Source organism: Clostridium sp. 1001275B_160808_H3 (assembly GCF_015550425.1).
Classification (GTDB): Bacteria; Bacillota; Clostridia; order Clostridiales; family Clostridiaceae; genus Clostridium.
Genome location: NZ_JADNAT010000018.1, coordinates 40,308 through 57,552 on the forward strand (window position 1 = coordinate 40,308; position 17,245 = coordinate 57,552).

Sequence of the window (17,245 nt, forward strand, 5' to 3'; positions counted from 1 at the left end):
GATATTTTATGGAACTAATTATTGCAACTAGAAAAAGTAAATTAGCACAAGTTCAAGCAGATAAAGTAATTGAACTTATTAAAGAAAAAAATAATATAAGTGCTAAAAAATTATTGGTAGTTACAGAAGGTGATAGAAGACTTGATGTAACATTAGATAAAATAGGCGGAAAAGGTCTTTTTGTTAAAGAAATAGAATATTCACTTTTAAATAGAAAAGCACATGCAGCCGTGCATAGTATGAAAGATGTGCCTTTTGAATTACCAGAAGGTTTTGAGCTAGTAGCTATTCCTGAAAGAGATGATATTAGAGATATATTTGTATCAAGCAATGGTATTCATTTTAAGGATTTAAAAGCTGGTGCTGTTATTGGAACAAGTAGTATAAGAAGAGCTTCAATGCTAAAAGAGTTAAGAAGTGATTTAAATATTGTTCCAATAAGAGGAAATGTCCAAACAAGATTAGAAAAGATGAAAAACGAAAATATGGATGGAATAATTTTAGCAGCAGCAGGAGTAAAGCGATTAGGTTTAGAAGATATAATAACAGATTATTTTGATCCTAAACAATTTTTACCAGCAATAGGCCAAGGTGCTTTAGGAATAGAAGCATTAAAAAATGGTGAATTCAACAATTATTTAAGAAGATTAGATAATAAAGAAGTTAGAGTTTCAGTAGAAGCAGAAAGAAGCTTTATGAAAAAACTAAATGGAGGGTGCCATAGCGTAATTGGTGTCTACTCAGAAATAAAAAATAATGATTTATATATGATAGGTACCTTTGATGTAGGAGGAAAAATTGTTAAAAAAGATATCTTAGGTAATAAAAGTGAAAATATAGAACTAGGATTTAAATTAGCAGAAAAGATTTTGAAAGGATAATTAAAATGAGCGAAGTTTATATAATTGGTACTGGACCAGGAGATGAAGAATTATTAACATTAAAGGCAGTAGAAGTTTTAAAAGATTGTACTGCCGTTTTATATGATAGATTAGTTTCAAATAATATACTTAACTATTTAAAAGAAGATTGTGAAATATATTATTGTGGTAAAGAACCAGGATGTCATTATAAAACACAAGAAGAAATAAATGAAACATTAGTAAAACTTGCTAAAGAGGGGCATATTGTAGGAAGAATAAAAGGGGGAGACCCTTATGTTTTTGGAAGAGGTGGAGAAGAAGTACTTTCTTTAATTGAAGAGGATATAGAGTTTGAAGTAGTTCCAGGAGTGACTTCACCAATATCAGTATTAAATTATGCAGGTATTCCTATAACACAAAGGGAAATGGCACAAAGCTTTCATATAGTTACAGGTATGACTGCAGGAACATTAAATATAAATTGGGAAGCGATAGCTAAAGAAAAAGGTACTTTAGTCTTCATGATGGGGCTAAATAATTTAAGGGATATCATTGAAAGATTAATAAATAATGGTAAAGATGTAAATACTAAAGTAGCTGTAGTAATGAGAGGAACTTCTTCAAAGCAAAAGAAGGTAGTTGGAACACTAGAAGATATTGAGAAAAAAGTAATAGAAGCTAAATTAAAATCACCTTGTATAATTGTTATGGGGGATGTTGTTGAACTTAATGATAAGCTAAATTGGTATGAGAAGAAACCTCTTTTTGGTCTTAATATATGTGTAACGAGATCAAGAGAGCAATCATCTAACTTGAAGAAGAAGCTTAGAAATTTAGGTGCAGAGATAACAGAAATAAACTCTATAAAAATACAAGAAACTAAAGATAATTTAGATTTAGTTAAAGATAAATTGAGCAATTATGATCATATAATCTTAACTTCAGTAAATGGTGTTAATATGCTTTTTGATTATATTATAGAAAAGAAAGTAGATATAAGAAATATTAAAGCAAAATTTTCAGTAGTCGGCAAAGCAACGAGAAAAGCTTTGGAAGCAAGAGGAGTTCAAGCCTTTATAATGGGAAGAGAATTTGTTGGTGAAGGTTTATTTAAGGCTTTAGAGCCACATTTAATTAAAGGAGAAAAGGTATTAATCCCTTGTTCCTCTAGTAGTAGAGAATATTTAAAAGAAGAAATTGAAAAGTTAGGTTTATATGTCGATAGGGTACATACATATGACACAGTTTGTGGTGACGTAAGAAATAAAAGAGCATTTGAAGAAGTAGATTTTATATTATACACTAGTCCTAGTACTGTAAATAATATGATAAATATGTTTAGTATAGAAGAAATTAAATGTAAGTTTAATATAGCTATAGGGCCTCAAACATATAAGACTTTAAAATCAAATTCTATAGAAGGACATATGTGTAAAAAGCATTCTGAAGATGGATTTATAGATGAAATAGTAGAAATATATAGTAAATATAGAGAAAGTAAAGGTGAATAAAATGATAAACAGGGGAAGAAGATTAAGAGCAAATGCAGCAATAAGAGATTTAGTAAGAGAAAATACATTAAGTACGAATGATTTAATTCTCCCTATTTTTGTTGTTGAAGGAGAAAATAAAAAAGAAGAAATTTCGTCAATGAAAGGTAACTATCATTGGTCAATAGATAGATTACATGAAGTAATAGATGAAGTAGAAAGCCTTAACATAAAAGGTGTAATTATATTTGGATTACCAAATGAAAAAGATGAATGTGGATCAGAGAGCTTTAATGACAATGGAATAGTACAACAAGCTGTAAGAAAAGTAAGAGAACTTTCAAAAAACTTATATGTAATTACAGATGTTTGTATGTGTCAATATACAAGTCATGGACATTGTGGAATATTAAATGGAAGTGAAGTAGATAATGATAAAACATTAGAAGTACTAGGTAAAATAGCTTTATCCCATGCAAAGGCTGGAGCTCACATGGTTGCACCATCAGATATGATGGATGGAAGAATTGCGCATATAAGAAAAGTATTAGATGAAAATGGATATGAAAATGTAGCTATAATGAGTTATGCTGCTAAATATTCATCATTTTTCTATGGACCATTTAGAGAAGCTGCTCATTCTGCACCGCAGTTTGGAGATAGAAAAACGTATCAAATGGACCCTGCAAATTCAGATGAAGCAATAAGGGAAATAGAGTGGGACATAAACGAAGGTGCAGATATAGTCATTGTCAAACCAGCAATGTCATACTTAGATATAATAAGAAGAGCAAAGGATAAAATAAATGTACCAATTTGTGCTTATAATGTTAGTGGAGAATTTGCGATGGTAAAATCTGCAGCTGAAGCAGGACTTATTAATGAAAAAGGAGTAGTTTTAGAAATGCTTCTTTCAATGAAAAGAGCAGGTTCAGATATGATAATAACTTATTATGCATTAGAAGTAGCAAAATGGTTAAAGGAGGATTAATTTTATGAGAAATCAAGTTATTTTTCATGAATCAAAAAAGTATATGCCAGGTGGAGTTAATTCTCCAGTTAGATCATATAGAAATACTGGAATGGAGCCTCCAATTATAAAAGGTGGAAAAGGGGCAATAATAATAGATGAAGAAGGTAAGGAATATATAGATTTTGTTCTTGCATGGGGACCTATGATATTAGGACATTCTGATAAAGATGTTGTAAATGCTATAAAAGAAACTTCAGAAAGTGCAATTGCATTTGGAGCTCCAACTGAATTAGAACTAATAATGTCTAAATTCTTATGCAAAAATTTAGAAAACATAGATATGATAAGAATGGTTAATTCAGGTACTGAAGCTACTATGAGTGCAATAAAATTAGCAAGAGGATATACTAAAAAGAATAAGATAATAAAATTTGCTGGATGCTATCATGGACATTTTGATGGATTTTTAGTTGAGGCGGGATCAGGAGTATTAACAAATGGAATACCAGGATCACTAGGAGTACCTACTGATAGTATAAAAAATACCCTTATAGCAGTATATAATGATAAAGAAAGTATTAAATCTCTATTCGATAAATATGGAGATGATATTGCAGGGGTAATTATAGAACCAGTAGCAGGAAATATGGGAGTAATAAAAGCAGAAGAAGATTTTATGAATCTTTTAAGAGAACTTTGTGATAAATATAAAGCACTATTAATATTTGATGAAGTTATGAGTGGATTTAGAGTATCTTTTGAAGGAGCTCAAAAATTATTTAAAGCAAAACCTGATTTAGTAACATATGCAAAAATAATGGGAGGGGGACTTCCTTGTGGAGCATATGGAGGTAAAAAGGAAATAATGGAATGTTTATCTCCAGTAGGTGAAGTATATCAAGCTGGAACTATGTCTGGAAATCCTATTGTAATGGCAGCAGGAATTGCAACTTTAAAGAAATTAAAAAAACATAAAGAAGAGTATTATGAAAAAATAAATCATCTAGGGTCAATGCTAGAAAAAGGTTTATTAGAAATTGCTAAAGAAAAACGTATTCCAATGACAATTAACAGACAGGGCGGAATGTTTACTATATTTTTTACAGATTTAAAAGAAGTTAAAAAATATGATGACGTAAAAACATGCAATGAAAATATGTTTAAAAAGTATTTTAACCATATGATATCAAATGGAATTAATATACCACCATCACAATATGAAGCTTTATTTTTAAGTGTTGCTCACACAGAAGAGCATATAAATAAATTTTTAAATGTTTTTAGAGAGTTTAATATAGAATAGAGAGGTGCATATGTCAAAAGCAATTATTATCGTTTCTTTTGGAACAGCTAACTTAGAAGGATTGCAAGAGTTAGAAGAATTTGAAGCAGAAATAAAAGAAAGTGTAAATGGAAAATACCATGTTTGCAAGGCTTTTACTTCAAGTGTGTTATCAAATATATTATTTAATAAATATGGGAAGGTAGTTCCAAGACTAGAAGAAGTATTATTTAACTTAAGCAATGATAGATATAAAGAAGTATATATTCAGCCGTTACATGTTATTGAAGGTAGTGAGTATTCTAATATAGAAAAAATAATTAAAGAATATCATTATTCTTTTTCTAAAATTACTTTAGGAAATGTTCTTATGAGTAACAAAGATGAGCAGTTAAAAGAATCATGCAATTTAATAGTTAATGCAATAGAGGAGAATTTATTAAAGACAGATAATATAGTGCTAGTAGGACATGGTTCTAAAACTATAAATACAAATGCATATAATACTTTGAAAGATGTTTTTATAGAGAATGGATATAAAAATGTATATATAGGTACATTAGAAGGTGAAATAAAAAAAGAAGATGTTATCAAAAAATTATTAAATGATAATACAAAAAATGTAATATTAGCTCCAATACTTATGTTACCTGGTAATCATATAAAAAAGGACATTTTCGGAGAAATTAACTCGTGGAAAGCTTCAATAAAAGAAAACAATATAAATGTTACCAGTAGTAAGAAAGCGTTATTAGAGTATGAAGAAATAAGAGAATATTACATAAATAAAATTAAAAAAGAAATTAAATAAAAGCTTCAATATAGTAATAGAAAAACAAAGTTTTCGTTGCAAAACTTTGTTTTTCGTTGTAAAATATCTTAGTAAAAAATGTATTGTATTGTGTTAATACTTGTTAAAAAAATAACAATATTGTGGGGTGTATCATGTACAGTAAAGAAATTCATAATTTAGCCCATTCAGCAGAGGTTAAAAGTGCATTACTAAGAAGAAGTAAGGGGAGATACTTAGTTAGTGCAATGCTTGGAAGCTTATTTGTAAGCTTAGGAATTATGCTTATTTATACTATTGGCGGTATTATGCATCATAATGGTATAGAAACATATAAAATACTAATGGGAGCATCTTTTGGTGTAGCACTTAGTTTAGTATTAATGGCAGGTGGAGATTTATTTACAAGTAATGCTATGATAATGACTATGGGTGCCTTAGAAAAAACAGTAACTTGGGTTGATGCCATAAAAGTATGGTTTGCAAGTTGGATTGGAAATATTTTAGGTGGGGTGCTTGGTGCAATATTATTTGTACAGGCTGGTTTAACTAATGGAAAAAGCGAATACATAGGAGAGTTTATTGTAAATAATGCTTATACTAAAATAAATGCACCAGCAGGACAGCTTATATTAAAAGGTATTTTATGTAACATATTAGTTTGCTTAGCAGTTTGGATGTGTTATAAGTTAAAAGAAGAAACAGCTAAAATATTAATGATATTCTGGTGCTTATTTACCTTTATAACAGCTGGATTTGAACATAGTGTAGCTAACATGGGATTTTTAGCTATGGGATATTTAATTGATCCAGCTACAATAACTTTAGCGGGATATTCATATAACATAATTTTAGTATCACTAGGAAACTTTATAGGTGGGGTGTTATTTTTAGCATTGCCATACTATTATATTACTAGTGGAAATAAAGAAGAAAAATAATATTTTAAACTAGATTTTATAAACTAATTTTTTCAGTTTAATATTATTGTAAAAAAATCAGAATTACTTATAAATATTTAATATTAATGGATTTAATAATGAGAAGTAAGGGGTGGATGAATATTCACCCTTATTTTAATTGTGTCAAGAATAAGTAACAACTTGACGGAAAATATTAACGAAAAGCTTAGTGATGATATTAGGAATTTACAATCGGAGGAATTTACTTGACTTAGCTAATGAAAATAAAAATGACAAGAATAGTATTAAAGATAAATAAGCCTACAGCTTACTCATAATGATGCTTTATATAATATAAATTATTTTTTATAATTAAAAAATATCACAATCAAATTAACTGTTAGTTAATTTACTTAGTAAGTAAATTAACAACAACTCAATTGTGGTAATATGTCTTACTTGATAAAATAATAGTAACAAAAGCTTTTGATTTACTATTTATAAAGGAGCATATGCTAATATGAAGATAAATGAAATTATAAAAGAAAGAAGAATAGGTCAAGGATTAACTCAGGAGCAAGTTGCTGAAGTTCTTGGGGTATCAACACCTGCAGTTAATAAGTGGGAGAAGGGGATTAGCTATCCTGATATTACTATATGTAAAAATTTCAAATAGTAATGATATAGAGATAGCTAATCAAGCAACTTCTAGGTTAATTAACAAATACTTAGTAAGAGAAGAGTATGATAAGGCTCAATATTGTATTGATAAGCTTCCTAATATTACTTATGATAAAAATCAGCTTCAAGGTAATCTTTATATAAAATCAGGAGAGTATGAAAAAGCATCTGAACTTTTTGAACAAAAATTAATTTCTAAGACAACTGATATCTTTAAGACACTAACATATATGATAGAGATTGCCTTAAAGGAAAATAATAATGAGGATGCTAAATATTTTGCTGAGATTATAGAAAAGACAACAAGTTTATACGATTTTTGGGATTATAATTCTTATTCTGCATATTTTCAGTTATATTCAGTTCAAAAAGATGAAGCTAACTTAATCTCTACTTTAAAGAAAATGATACCTGAACTGAAAAAGCCTTGGGATATATCAAAATCTAGATTATATAAGCATATTAAACCTAAAGAATCTAAAAGTGAAAGTAATGAGGTTTTTCTTTCAATATTTTTAAATGCTCTTAAAAATGATAAGGATAATGAACTGGAATTTTTAAAAGGTAATAAGGAATTTTTGGAGATTATAGATAAGTATAGTAAGTAATTTAATTAGCAATAGTTCTATGTGATATATTCATATCATGAATCTTCTTTAGAGCTTATTAAGCTTGTTTTGTAGAAAGATTTTTGGATTAATCTAGTATTTAATTTTGAATTAAGAATATGTTTTTAAATTATATAGGAAGTTAAAAAAATATAAGAATTAAATTAAGTAAAAAGCGTACTAGTTATTATTAGTTACGCTTTTCTTTTTGTGTGACAAGCATAGGCAGCAACATAGCTCTAAAAGGCCATTAGAGCTATGTGCAAATATAAACACTTAAATGATCGTAAGCAATGAACAAAAAATGGCTGTTAGAAGTAAAATCTAGAGAGGCAAAATTATTTAATTATTGGATATATAGATAGTCCTAATCTTTATATTCAAATTGTTAGAAATTTTTTAGAAATAAGATAGGATAATTTTATATTTATCTATTATTATAAAAAGTAGCAATAAATGTTATAATTTACCTATGAATAAAAATTAATAAACTTTTTTTGTGTAAATTTAACATTAATAATATAAGATAGTACTTTATATAAGAAAGGAAAAACTTTATGGGAAAATATAATGTTTTAGTTGTAGATGATGAAAAAGAAATAACTGATGCAATAGAAATATATTTAAAAAATAAAGATATAAATGTTATTAAAGCTTATGATGGCTTAGACGCACTCAATATAATTAACAATAAAGAGATTCATCTTGTAATTATGGATTTAATGATGCCTAAAATGGATGGAATGAGAGCAACTATGAATATAAGAGAGGATAAAAATATACCGATAATAATTTTATCGGCGAAATCACAAGATACTGATAAAATATTAGGATTAAATATTGGAGCAGATGATTATATAACAAAGCCATTTAATCCATTAGAGCTTATTGCAAGAGTAAAATCTCAACTTAGAAGGTATGTTGATTTGGGTAACTATGTAAAAGAAAGAAATAACGATATATTAACTTATGGCATTATAAAGTTAGATAAGAATAGAAAATCTATTGAAGTAGATGGAAAAGAAATAAAGATAACTAAAACTGAGTATAAAATATTAGACCTTCTTCTAAGTAATCCAGGAAGAGTTTTTTCTTCGGCAGAAATATATGAGAGAGTTTGGGAAGAGCCATGTTTTAGCACGGATACAGTAATGGTACATATCAGAAGAATAAGAGAAAAAATAGAAATAGATCCTAAAAAACCAAGATATTTAAAGGTAATATGGGGAGTTGGATATAAGTTTGAGAAGTAGAAAATTTACATTAAAAAATAAAAGAAATTTTAAGTATTTAGTTATTTTATTAATAAGTTTGTTTATCTTTTTTATTGTTTATAGAGTTCCTAATAATAAAATAATAATATCAATAATTTTAATATTATTATTATTAAATGCATTAATGCTTGGTAAATTAATAAATAATAATCTAAGGATAGCCATGATTTGGAGAAGAATAGAAGATTGGCTAAATGAATTTGATAAAGGAAATATATCTAGTGATATTAATAATAAAGAAGTCTTTGATATAAAAAACTTAGGAGATTTTTTAAACAATAGGTATTTTGATTTAACAATAAAGATAAATGAAATAGCTAGAGCTTTGAAAAAATCAGTAAATAATATTAAAAAGAATGAAATGGTAAACATAGACCTTGTAAATAACTTAGCAAACAAATTAAACAAGCCATTAGAAGATATATTAGATAATATTAATAAGTTAAAAATTGATTTGAACAATAAGGAGATAGTAGACTTATTAAAGAATAAGTCAAGTAATCTAAATAAGTTAATTGAAGAATTATTCGAAGCATCAAAAGCAGCAACGGGAGATATGCTTTTAGAAGTTAATGAAATAGAAATAATTGAATTTCTAAAACAAGCTATAATTGAATTTGAGGATAAAATACATAATAGCACATTAATATTTAGAAAGAACTTTCCAAGTGAAACTATATATATTTCTTGTAGTAGCGAAAAGTTATGGAGAGTTTTTGATATATTACTTGAAAATGCTATAAAACATTCTCTAGAAAATAGTAGAGTATATATAGATGTAAATTGTAAAAATGATAAGGTCTATATATGTATAAAAAATACTTCAAAAAAAGAGCTAAATATAGAACCAAAAGATTTAATATATATAATAAATAGTAATAATGAAGAGGATGTATCTGGGTTAGGTATAGAAATTGCTAAAAACTTAATCTTATTACAAAAGGGTGATTTTAATATTAGTATAGATGGTGATTTGTTTAAAGTAGAAATAGCTTTTTGTATTAATTCTATTCAGGAAGCACCTTTAGAAAAGAGAGTGACTCAATGTTGTTAGAGAAAGTTTTATGGAGTAAGGACTATAAAATTAGATGGATTAAGGACGAGGAAATAATAAAATTAAAAGAGATAACTGAGAAGGTATTTATAGAAACCTTTATTGGCAAGATATTAGTTATTATAAATTATTTTGTTGTAAGAAAGTTAGTTAATACTACAGGTGAAGAATTTTTACCTAATTATAATACAGAAGGACCAAAATATATTGTTTTATTAACATGGATAGTTTTTTCTGTAATAGTTGCAATATCATTGCTGCAAATAATATTGAAAAGTAAAATATATAAAAATCAAGACATTGAAGGTTATGAAAGAAGTTTTTATAGAGGAAAGCTTTTTGATAAATTTATAAAACTAACAATATCAATAATATTTTATATAACTCTATATCAGATAATATTTCAGCTAACTATGAAAGAAGTAGATATAAAGTCAACAATACTATGGTGGATAATAGTATTAAATATTCTAGTATTATTTTATTTTGGAATAAGTATATTAAAAAATTACTTAATAGTAGAAAATCTGAATTTAACTTTAGATGAAGTAATTAAAAGTTTAGAAAATGGAAACTTTGATAAGGTATATCATTCCTTTAAAGTAAATCAAGACAATTATGGGTTACTTAATAGTATAGAATTTAATATAATGAATAGGGCTATAGATGAGCTTGTTACTATTTCAAAATATGTTGAAAATAATAAGGCAGTATCAAATATTGAAAAAGTTGAATTAATAACTAATGTGTCTCATGATTTGAGAACACCATTAACTTCTATAATAAATTATGTTGATTTTTTAAGTAAGAGAAAGTTAACTGAGGATGATAAGAAGGAGTATATAGACATATTAGAAAGAAAGGCTAAAAGGATCAAAATTTTAATTAATGATCTTAAAGAGTCTGTAATTGCTAATTCTAATAATATTGTTTTAGATATTAGAGAAATTGATCTTAGAGAAGTTTTAAATCATGCACTATTTGAATTAGAAGATAAGATAAAGGAAGCTAAGCTTAAATTTAATATAAAGATATTTTTAAATGATAAAGAAGTAGAGGAAAATAAATATATAAAAATTATTGTTTATGCAGATTATGATAAGACTCTTAGAATATATCAAAATGTTATATCAAATATAATTAAATATTCAGCAAAAGAGTCTGAAGTATTTATAGTATTTGAATATCATGATAACAAAATTGATAAGATTAATAATACAATATTTATTAATGAGTATGTTGAGAAAATAGAACTTAATGAAAAGGAGCTTATTCAAAGATTTAAAAGGGGAGATGCTTCTAGAAGTACGGAGGGGTCAGGGCTGGGGTTAGATATAGCTAGAAGCTTAACAGAAGCTCAAAATGGAAAGTTTAAAATAGAGATAAGAGATAATAAATTTATTGTAAATGTATCGATATAGAGAGTTTTTCATAAAACTGAAAAATAGCTAAGCAAAGAAACTTAGCTATTTTTTATAAATTAAACTTCAAATACCCATCCTTCAGGTCCTTCAATATCTCCAAATTGAATTCCACAAAGAATTCTATAAAGCTCTTTTGTAACAGGCCCAACATCAGTTTCACTATGGAATACATGAAGTTTATCTTTGTATTCTATTCCACCTATTGGAGTTATAACAGCAGCGGTACCACAAGCACCAGCTTCTTTAAATTCATCAATATTATCGATATAAACATCTCTTTCAAATACAGGCATTTTTAAATACTCTCTAGCTATATCCATAAGGGAATATTTAGTTATGCTTGGAAGGATTGATGGTGATTTTGGAGTAATAAATTCATTGTTTTTTGTTATTCCAAAGAAATTAGCAGCACCAACTTCTTCAATTTTTGTGTGAGTTGCAGGGTCTAAATAAATACAATCTGCAAAGCCTCTATCAGCAGCTATTTTATGAGGATGTAATGAAGCAGCATAGTTTCCACCAACTTTTTGTCCGCCAGTTCCATAAGGAGCAGCTCTATCGTAATCTGCTATCATAAAGTTACATGGTGTTAAGCCTTCCTTAAAGTAAGGACCTACAGGTACTGCAAATACGCAGAAAATATATTCAGGAGCAGGCTTAACCCCTATATTATCTCCAACGCCTATCATAAATGGTCTTAAATATAATGTAGCGCCAGTACCATATGGTGGAACATAATGCTCATTAGCTTTAACTACTTGCTTACAAGCATCTATGAACTTTTCAACTGGTATTTCAGGCATAAGTAATTTAGAAGTGCTTTCATTCATTCTATATGCATTTCTATCGACTCTAAATAATTGAATTTTACCATCTTTTCTTCTGTAAGCTTTTAGGCCTTCGAAGCACTGTTGCCCATAATGAAGAGCTGTAGATGCCTCACTTATGTTTAACATATTATCTTCTGTTAATTTACCTTCGTCCCATTTTCCATCTTTCCAAACTGATACATATCTATAATCAGTTTTAATATAGTTAAAGCCAAGATTGCTCCAATCGATATTAACATCTTTACTCATATCTATTACCTCCCTCATGGTTTCTATATTATTCTAATTGTACCATTACTTAAGAAATTAATAAATGTCTATTAATTAATAAAATATATTAAAAGGATTACATATTGAAATTGTAGGAAAAAAAAGGTATATTTAGATTGTAGGATATCTAAAACTTTATGGAGATGCTGAAATTTGTTTTAGATATCCTATGTAAATTTGATAAGCTCATATTTATTATTAGTTTTTAAAAAAATTATATACAAAATAGTAAGAAAGGACGTGTAGTAAAATGCAAAAAGAAATTATTTCAACTAGTAAGGCACCTTCAGCTATTGGACCTTACTCACAAGGTATTAAAATAGGGGAGATGGTATTTACATCAGGACAAATTCCAGTTAATCCAGTAACAGGTGAAGTTGTAACGGAAATAAAAGCTGCAACTAAACAATCTTTAGAAAATGTAAAGGCAGTTTTAGAGGAAGCTGGAAGTAGCTTAGAAAAAGTAGTTAAGGTTGTAGTTTTCATAAAAGATATGAATGACTTTGGACAAGTAAATGAAGTTTATGCAGAGTATTTTAAAGAGAATCCTCCTGCTAGAAGTTGTGTTGAAGTAGCAAGATTACCAAAAGATTGTGTAATAGAAATAGAAGCAGTAGCAACTGTATAATAAATTGTAAACATAAAGGCTGCGATAACTAGATATGTTCCATAAGCTAAATAGCTTAGCAAAGAAGTACTAGGCTTGTAAGAACTACTAGACCAAGAGTTTTGGTTAAACTCGCTACGCTCAAACAAACCAACAACACTAAGGCCTAGTAGTTCTTCCCACGCCAACTACTTCTAATTGCTCGCTATATGCTTATTCCACATATTCTATTTATCTTCGCCAACTTATATTTATCATTTATAATAATGGTAAAAGGAAAAAAGTAAAAGATTTGAGGCAAAAATCTTTTAGGTATTTTGAATATAAGGTGCTTTGAACTAATTTAAATTTAGTTTTGCAGAGCAAAACATCTTTAATTTTTAACTATTAACTCTTCACTCTATTTCAGTGAGATTGTTCCAATAGCGTTTTGGCATCATTCTTTTTTGTAATTTTGGATTGATTCGTTCATTTATTGTAGTGGATTTAAAGTAGATTTTCCAAAGATCTTGAAAATTATCATTATAGTTTTTAAGATTATTATAAATTTCTATATCCATTTCTTTTATTTCCCAGGAAATTTTATCATAAACTGAAGCAATATTTCTTTTTATGTCGTGTATTATCCAATATTCATTACTAAATCGTTCTTGAAAGTGTGGAGAAATAATTTCTAAAATGTTGCTATCAGGTTCAATTGAAGAATATAAAAATTTATTTTTTACAGAAATAAAGCGTACAAATCCAGTAAATCTATGACCTTCTAAAGTGACTCGTCTATCAATTAAATCTAGTTCTCTTACTTCATCAAAATGTAAGTACTTATGAATATCACTTCCAATTTTAAATGCAATTTTCAAATATTTAAAACATAAAAGTCCTTTGTTTTTATAATTAGATAAATATAATTTATAAATTTTATTTAATGCCAAATGATCAATCTTTGATACAATAGCATTTTTTACTTTAGAATATTTATTTAAGTTTGTATTTATGTATTTAACTTCTGAAAGGAGATCTATTTCTATTTCATATTTTGTACAAATTGATGCTATTTGAGTTTTACAATAAAAGCTATCATAAATTGCAGTTAAAAATCCTTCAAAAGAATCTTCATATACTATTTTCAACAAAAAAACCACCACCCTTAAAATTCTCCAGTTATAGAAGTTACTTTATCTGTAGGTATAATTATTTTCTTTGGTTCAGGCAATAAAATTCCACTTGAACTTTTAGGATAAATATTATCAAAGAAATTAAGTTGTTCTGCATTTTCATTTTCTAATTTAGGTTTATCCATATAAAGCAACCTAGTTCTTATTTTTTCTTCATCAAAAGAAACATCTCCATAGTACTTACCTTTGCAAGTAATAAAATACTTTGCTCTTTTTAGAACTATTCCAAGCTTTTTTAAATCCTCGAATGTTAAGGAATGAACTTTTCTTGTAATTAATATCCTTCTTGCAGAACGAACTCCTATTCCTGGTATTCTAAGAAGGGTGTCATAGGAAGCTTTATTTATTTCTACAGGAAAATTATCTATATTAGATAATGCCCAAGAAGTTTTAGGATCAAAATTTAAGTCAAAGTTATCATTTTCATCTTTTAAAAGTTCTTTAGCTTTAAAGCCATAAAATCTTAATAGCCAATCTGCTTGATATAATCTATGTTCTCTAACTAATGGGGGATGGATAATATCAGGAAGTAATTTATCATTTTTTATTACTGGAACATAAGCAGAATAATAAACTCTTTTTAAGTTAAAACGATTATACAAATTCTCAGATAAGTTTAATATCTTATAATCACTTTCAGGGGTTGCTCCAACTATAAGTTGAGTGCTTTGACCACCTGGAACAAAAAGTGGTGTTGATTTTATATTTTTAGTTAAATCTTTATTTTCTAAAATAGAATTTTTTATAGTAGTCATAGGAGATAATATATTTTTTTTGCTTTTTTGTGGAGCAAGTAGTTTTAAACTAGATGCCGAAGGAAGTTCTATATTAACACTCATTCTATCTACATATTTTCCAGCTTCTTTTATTAAGGCTTCATCAGCACCAGGAATAGCTTTTAAATGAATATAGCCATTAAACTTTTCTTCAACTCTTAATTTCTTTACAACACTTAATAATAATTCCATTGTGTAATTTGGTGTTTTAAAAATTGCTGAGCTTAAGAATAATCCTTCAATATAATTTCTTTTATAAAAGTTAATTGTAAGGGATACAACTTCATCAGGAGTAAACATAGCTCTAGGAACATCCTTTGTAGATGCATTTACACAATACTTGCAATTATATATACAGTAATTTGTTAAAAGTATTTTTAAAAGAGAAATACATCTGCCATCAGGAGCAAAGCTATGACAAATCCCACTACTTTCAGCATTTCCTATCCCATTATTTAAGTTTTTTCTTTTTGAACCAGAAGAAGAACAAGATACGTCATATTTTGCAGCTGCTGAAAGAATATTAAGTTTTTCATCTATATTCATAAATATCACCCTTCTTAAAAAAGTATTTTTAATAATTATATCGAACAAATGTTCTTATTTCAATATATAATAAAAATTTCATTTATTATGAATAAGCAAAGCTAAAGTGGGATAATATAGAAAATGATGAATTCAACGGAGGGATAAATATGTTTACTATTATGGCAATAAAAATAGAACCTAGGGTATCTATTGCACCAACAGTTCAAGAAGTGTTAACAAAATATGGATGTATTATCCAAACTAGATTAGGTTTACATGAAGCAAGTAAAACTTCTTGCGCAAATTCAGGACTTGTAATTTTAAATTTAATTCATGATGAAAAAGAAGAAATAAATAATTTAAAAGAAGAATTAAATGGAATACAGGGTGTAACAGCAAAATTAATTGAAATATAATTCTGCTAAAGTATTAGCTACTTATAAGTAGTTAATACTTTTTTGCTTAAATATTGAAATAAAAGTATTATTATTGTATCAATACTAATATTATAATAATATAAACAATACTTGGATATTTTTAACTTGCAATTAATAAAATTACCTTTATAATTATTATTGCAAAATAATAACTATTACATAATGGAAGGATGAAATTAAATGAAAAAATCTATAAAAATTTCTGCATTAATATGCAGTATGATTTTTATTTTTGCTTTATTTACTGGATGTAAAAAAAGTGATAAAAAGACTATAAACGTATTAAATTATGGTGAAAATATAGCGGAAGGAATAATAGAAGAATTTGAAGAAAAATATAATGTAAAGGTTAATTACAAGACTTTTGATGACATGGAAACTATGTATATAGAAGTATCTTCAGGAAAAACAAAGTGGGATGCTATTTTAGTAGCAGATTATATGGCAGATAGAATGATACAAGAAGGATTACTTCAAAAAATTGATAAAGATAAGATTCCAAATTTAAAAGAAATGAATGAAAGTGATATGGGACAGCCTTATGATCCTAATAATGATTATACAGTGCCTTATATGAATGGAACAATTGGAATAATATATAACAAAGATTTAGTTAATGAAACAGTTGATAGCTGGGATATAATGTGGAATGAAAAATATAAAAAGCAAATATTTGTTTTAGATGCTCAAAGAGATGCTATAGGAATGGCTCTTAAAAAGCTTGGTTATTCATTAAATACAACAAATGAAAAAGAACTTGAAGAAGCTAAGAATTTATTAATAGAACAAAAGCCATTAGTGTTAAAATATGGCGCTGATGAAGTTAAAGATTTAATGACTTCAGGAGAAGCTTCAATTGCGATGATATGGTCAGGGGAAGGATTAACTTTAGCTGATGAAAATGAGAACTTAGAATATGTAATACCTAAGGAAGGAGCAAACTACTGGTTGGATTCATGGGCAATTCCAGCAAATGCAAATGATAAGGAAACTGCAGAAGAATTCATAAACTTTGTAAGTGGCAAGGATAGTGCATATAAAATAGCAGAAGAAATAGGATACACTACTCCAAATAAATTAGCTATGGAAGAGCAACCAGAAGAAGTTAAAAACAACGAAGGTGCATATATGACTAAAGAAGTTATGGAAAGATGCGAAGTTTATAAATATTTACCACAAGAAAAGTTAAGACTATATGAAGATGTTTGGAATGCAGTTAAAGCTGCAAAGTAAGTAGATTTTACCGATTTAATAAATCAAATTTAATTAAAGCAATAGAAA

Annotated in this window: 16 protein-coding genes; 13 read left to right on the forward strand and 3 right to left on the reverse strand. The window is 27.4% G+C overall.

Annotated elements, in window-relative coordinates:
• The first annotated feature begins 8 nt into the window (after positions 1 to 8).
• From hemC to I2A75_RS13545, 10 genes are all read left to right on the forward strand, one after another.
• Complete coding sequence (gene hemC, locus I2A75_RS13500; RefSeq protein ID WP_195265369.1) at positions 9 to 881, forward strand: hydroxymethylbilane synthase; 873 nt, start codon at positions 9 to 11, stop codon at positions 879 to 881.
• 5 nt (positions 882 to 886) lie between these two features.
• A complete protein-coding gene (cobA, locus tag I2A75_RS13505; RefSeq protein ID WP_195265371.1) occupies positions 887 to 2,374 on the forward strand; it encodes a uroporphyrinogen-III C-methyltransferase in 1,488 nt (495 codons plus the stop codon).
• A gap of 1 nt (position 2,375) precedes the next feature.
• Positions 2,376 to 3,344, forward strand: coding sequence for a porphobilinogen synthase (gene hemB / locus I2A75_RS13510; RefSeq protein WP_195265373.1), 969 nt, complete (start codon positions 2,376 to 2,378; stop codon positions 3,342 to 3,344).
• A gap of 4 nt (positions 3,345 to 3,348) precedes the next feature.
• Positions 3,349 to 4,629: a glutamate-1-semialdehyde 2,1-aminomutase gene (hemL, locus tag I2A75_RS13515; protein WP_195265375.1), complete on the forward strand. Its 1,281-nt coding sequence runs from the start codon at positions 3,349 to 3,351 to the stop codon at positions 4,627 to 4,629.
• A 10-nt stretch (positions 4,630 to 4,639) separates the two neighbouring features.
• A complete protein-coding gene (locus tag I2A75_RS13520; RefSeq protein ID WP_195265377.1) occupies positions 4,640 to 5,419 on the forward strand; it encodes a sirohydrochlorin cobaltochelatase in 780 nt (259 codons plus the stop codon).
• 134 nt (positions 5,420 to 5,553) lie between these two features.
• The gene (locus I2A75_RS13525; protein WP_195265379.1) at positions 5,554 to 6,339 is read left to right on the forward strand and encodes a formate/nitrite transporter family protein; all 786 of its coding nucleotides are present in this window, start codon (positions 5,554 to 5,556) and stop codon (positions 6,337 to 6,339) included.
• Between the two features lie 481 nt (positions 6,340 to 6,820).
• Complete coding sequence (locus I2A75_RS18015) at positions 6,821 to 6,976, forward strand: helix-turn-helix transcriptional regulator (RefSeq protein ID WP_243242175.1); 156 nt, start codon at positions 6,821 to 6,823, stop codon at positions 6,974 to 6,976.
• 1,170 nt (positions 6,977 to 8,146) lie between these two features.
• Positions 8,147 to 8,842 (forward strand): response regulator transcription factor, encoded by a 696-nt coding sequence (locus I2A75_RS13535; protein WP_195265381.1) that lies wholly within the window; start codon positions 8,147 to 8,149, stop codon positions 8,840 to 8,842.
• A complete protein-coding gene (locus I2A75_RS13540) occupies positions 8,832 to 9,917 on the forward strand; it encodes a sensor histidine kinase (protein WP_195265382.1) in 1,086 nt (361 codons plus the stop codon). Before I2A75_RS13535 ends, I2A75_RS13540 begins: the two co-directional genes overlap by 11 nt.
• Positions 9,908 to 11,338 (forward strand): HAMP domain-containing sensor histidine kinase, encoded by a 1,431-nt coding sequence (locus I2A75_RS13545; protein ID WP_195265383.1) that lies wholly within the window; start codon positions 9,908 to 9,910, stop codon positions 11,336 to 11,338. The genes I2A75_RS13540 and I2A75_RS13545 overlap by 10 nt, the downstream gene beginning before the upstream one ends.
• Before the next feature lie 59 nt (positions 11,339 to 11,397).
• Here the strand turns inward: I2A75_RS13545 and I2A75_RS13550 are convergent, their stop codons facing one another.
• Positions 11,398 to 12,420 (reverse strand): branched-chain amino acid aminotransferase, encoded by a 1,023-nt coding sequence (locus I2A75_RS13550; protein ID WP_195265384.1) that lies wholly within the window; start codon positions 12,418 to 12,420, stop codon positions 11,398 to 11,400.
• A gap of 271 nt (positions 12,421 to 12,691) precedes the next feature.
• Here I2A75_RS13550 and I2A75_RS13555 point away from each other — a divergent pair, with 271 nt between their 5' ends.
• Positions 12,692 to 13,069, forward strand: a complete 378-nt coding sequence (locus I2A75_RS13555) for a RidA family protein (RefSeq protein ID WP_195265385.1) — start codon at positions 12,692 to 12,694, stop codon at positions 13,067 to 13,069.
• A gap of 374 nt (positions 13,070 to 13,443) precedes the next feature.
• Here I2A75_RS13555 and I2A75_RS13560 read toward each other — a convergent pair whose 3' ends face one another.
• Both I2A75_RS13560 and I2A75_RS13565 read right to left on the reverse strand, forming a co-directional pair.
• The gene (locus I2A75_RS13560) at positions 13,444 to 14,181 is read right to left on the reverse strand and encodes a TIGR03915 family putative DNA repair protein (protein ID WP_195265386.1); all 738 of its coding nucleotides are present in this window, start codon (positions 14,179 to 14,181) and stop codon (positions 13,444 to 13,446) included.
• 14 nt (positions 14,182 to 14,195) lie between these two features.
• Positions 14,196 to 15,545, reverse strand: coding sequence for a putative DNA modification/repair radical SAM protein (locus I2A75_RS13565; protein ID WP_195265387.1), 1,350 nt, complete (start codon positions 15,543 to 15,545; stop codon positions 14,196 to 14,198).
• 149 nt (positions 15,546 to 15,694) lie between these two features.
• Here I2A75_RS13565 and I2A75_RS13570 point away from each other — a divergent pair, with 149 nt between their 5' ends.
• Positions 15,695 to 15,943, forward strand: a complete 249-nt coding sequence (locus I2A75_RS13570; protein ID WP_195265388.1) for a hypothetical protein — start codon at positions 15,695 to 15,697, stop codon at positions 15,941 to 15,943.
• A 201-nt stretch (positions 15,944 to 16,144) separates the two neighbouring features.
• Positions 16,145 to 17,197 carry a spermidine/putrescine ABC transporter substrate-binding protein gene (locus I2A75_RS13575; protein WP_195265389.1) on the forward strand — a complete coding sequence of 351 codons (1,053 nt, stop codon included), beginning with the start codon at positions 16,145 to 16,147 and terminating at the stop codon, positions 17,195 to 17,197.
• Positions 17,198 to 17,245: the final 48 nt, after the last annotated feature.

Coding starts and splice junctions, on each gene's coding strand:
- hemC (WP_195265369.1), top strand. CDS start 9: ATGGAACTAATTATTGCAACTAGAAAAAGTAAATTAGCACAAGTTCAA.
- cobA (WP_195265371.1), top strand. CDS start 887: ATGAGCGAAGTTTATATAATTGGTACTGGACCAGGAGATGAAGAATTA.
- hemB (WP_195265373.1), top strand. CDS start 2,376: ATGATAAACAGGGGAAGAAGATTAAGAGCAAATGCAGCAATAAGAGAT.
- hemL (WP_195265375.1), top strand. CDS start 3,349: ATGAGAAATCAAGTTATTTTTCATGAATCAAAAAAGTATATGCCAGGT.
- I2A75_RS13520 (WP_195265377.1), top strand. CDS start 4,640: ATGTCAAAAGCAATTATTATCGTTTCTTTTGGAACAGCTAACTTAGAA.
- I2A75_RS13525 (WP_195265379.1), top strand. CDS start 5,554: ATGTACAGTAAAGAAATTCATAATTTAGCCCATTCAGCAGAGGTTAAA.
- I2A75_RS18015 (WP_243242175.1), top strand. CDS start 6,821: ATGAAGATAAATGAAATTATAAAAGAAAGAAGAATAGGTCAAGGATTA.
- I2A75_RS13535 (WP_195265381.1), top strand. CDS start 8,147: ATGGGAAAATATAATGTTTTAGTTGTAGATGATGAAAAAGAAATAACT.
- I2A75_RS13545 (WP_195265383.1), top strand. CDS start 9,908: ATGTTGTTAGAGAAAGTTTTATGGAGTAAGGACTATAAAATTAGATGG.
- I2A75_RS13550 (WP_195265384.1), bottom strand. CDS start 12,420: ATGAGTAAAGATGTTAATATCGATTGGAGCAATCTTGGCTTTAACTAT.
- I2A75_RS13555 (WP_195265385.1), top strand. CDS start 12,692: ATGCAAAAAGAAATTATTTCAACTAGTAAGGCACCTTCAGCTATTGGA.
- I2A75_RS13565 (WP_195265387.1), bottom strand. CDS start 15,545: ATGAATATAGATGAAAAACTTAATATTCTTTCAGCAGCTGCAAAATAT.
- I2A75_RS13570 (WP_195265388.1), top strand. CDS start 15,695: ATGTTTACTATTATGGCAATAAAAATAGAACCTAGGGTATCTATTGCA.
- I2A75_RS13575 (WP_195265389.1), top strand. CDS start 16,145: ATGAAAAAATCTATAAAAATTTCTGCATTAATATGCAGTATGATTTTT.